The sequence below is a fragment of the Stutzerimonas stutzeri genome, assembly GCF_013522825.1.
Lineage (GTDB): Bacteria > Pseudomonadota > Gammaproteobacteria > Pseudomonadales > Pseudomonadaceae > Stutzerimonas > Stutzerimonas stutzeri_AK.
The window spans coordinates 1-1,616 of record NZ_JAAMQZ010000093.1; the positions used below are offsets into that span (position 1 = coordinate 1).

Annotated in this window: 3 protein-coding genes; 1 reads left to right on the top strand and 2 read right to left on the bottom strand. The window is 61.1% G+C overall.

The features are described 5' to 3' along the window. A partial coding sequence (locus tag G7020_RS23710) for a putative toxin-antitoxin system toxin component, PIN family (protein ID WP_181087216.1) occupies nt 1-206 on the bottom strand: 206 nt, incomplete at its 3' end. Further along, complete coding sequence (locus tag G7020_RS23715) at nt 206-445, bottom strand: ribbon-helix-helix domain-containing protein (RefSeq protein WP_003089107.1); 240 nt, start codon at nt 443-445, stop codon at nt 206-208. The genes G7020_RS23710 and G7020_RS23715, both read right to left, overlap by 1 nt. Nucleotides 446-646: 201 nt before the next feature. Between G7020_RS23715 and G7020_RS23720 the strand changes: the two genes are divergently transcribed. Beyond that, a complete protein-coding gene (locus G7020_RS23720) occupies nt 647-1,576 on the top strand; it encodes a recombinase family protein (RefSeq protein ID WP_003150544.1) in 930 nt (309 codons plus the stop codon). Nucleotides 1,577-1,616 lie beyond the last annotated feature (40 nt).

Here is a 1,616-nt window from a genome sequence, read left to right on the forward strand (position 1 = left end):
TTATTGATCATGGCGCCCACCTTGGCGGGCTGTAGGATGGCCTGAAGCTTGGGATAGCGGCTGGCTCGACGAATTTCATCGAGTTGCATCCGCGAGGTCACCACCTCGAAACGCGCCGCCCGCCAGGCACGGTAGATCGCATCGGGCGCGCCATGTGGCGAGATCAGGGCGCTGAACAGGATGTTGGTATCCAACACGACCCGCATCAGCGCTTACGTGCCCAGTCGAGCGCTTCGTCAACCGCGTTGGTCAATTCTGCCTCACTCAGATGGGCGTTAGCGGCCTTGGCCTGCTCAGCGCTCAGCTCCAGGATGTGTGCCCGTACCGCTTCTTCGATGAAGCGCGACAGGTCGCCCTTACGGCCGCCGCCCTGGCTGGCCAGAAACATCCGAAGCGACTGGTCGGTGTCGGCCGAGACGGCGACATTCCAGCGAATGGTATTCATAGCGTTCTCCGCTAATAGGTGTTTGTGTGTTTATACGCCAATCACAAAGGGCGATGCAATGGTTCGACAAAACGAAGGTTTTGCCGAACTCTATCGAGGAATGGCTCGGTTCGTTAAGCTCCCCGCGCTACGGTTCAAATAACTGGTACGCTTAATCAAAGTTCAACTATTACTAACGTAGTCGAGTAAACAGTACTTTTGATGAAGATCGGTTATGCGCGAGTGAGCACTCGGGATCAGAAAGCCGACCTACAAGTCGATGCCCTGAAACAGGCCGGGTGCGAACGCATCTACCAAGACATCGCCAGCGGCGCGAAAAGCGCCCGGCCGGAGTTGGACAAACTGCTGGCCAACGTGCGGCCGGGTGATGCCGTGGTGATCTGGAAGCTGGATCGCCTTGGGCGTTCCCTCAAGCACCTGGTCGAGTTGGTCGGCGAGCTGGCAGAGCGCAAGGTCGGCTTACAGAGCCTGAATGACCCCATCGACACCACCCACGCCCAAGGCCGCCTGGTGTTCAACCTGTTCGCCTCGCTGGCGGAGTTCGAGCGCGAGCTGATCCGCGAGCGGACTCAGGCGGGTCTGTCGGCCGCACGGGCGCGTGGCCGGATCGGTGGCCGTCCCAAGGGCCTGCCAGCCAAGGCTGAGGCCACCGCCATGGCGGCCGAAACCCTCTACCGCGAAGGTCGCCTGAGCGTCAGCGCGATCGGCGAGAAGCTGCACATCTCCAAGAGCACGCTGTACAGCTACCTGCGCCACCGTGGTGTCGAGATCGGCGCGTACCAGAAGAGCGCCAGGTCACGCGACCAGCAGCCTTCGGCCGCGTCGCCGGCAGAGCCGCCCGCCGCCGAGCGGGTGGCCACCGTCACCCTGCGCCTCGCGGTGGTGAATAACAGCAAGTTCGTGCGCGGCCGGAAGCGGGCCACGGAGAACATTGAGCGCTACTGCCTGGAGCCCTATGGCATGAAGCGGCTGGATGCCGGCCACTATGAGTTGACCATTCCGTATCGGAGCGACGATGAGCTGGACAAGAGCGTGCATGACCTGCTGACCGAGATCAGCCAGGAGGCCGACATGCGCAACTGTTTTGTCGAGATGGGCGCCTGGGAAGAAGACACCGAAAAGCGTTGGTAGGGCTTACGTTGGTTTTTGGTTCCATTGCTCCCCAAACCCC

Excerpts from the sequence above, each read along its gene's own strand:
- G7020_RS23715 (WP_003089107.1), bottom strand. The coding sequence starts at position 445 with ATGAATACCATTCGCTGGAATGTCGCCGTCTCGGCCGACACCGACCAG.
- G7020_RS23720 (WP_003150544.1), top strand. The coding sequence starts at position 647 with ATGAAGATCGGTTATGCGCGAGTGAGCACTCGGGATCAGAAAGCCGAC.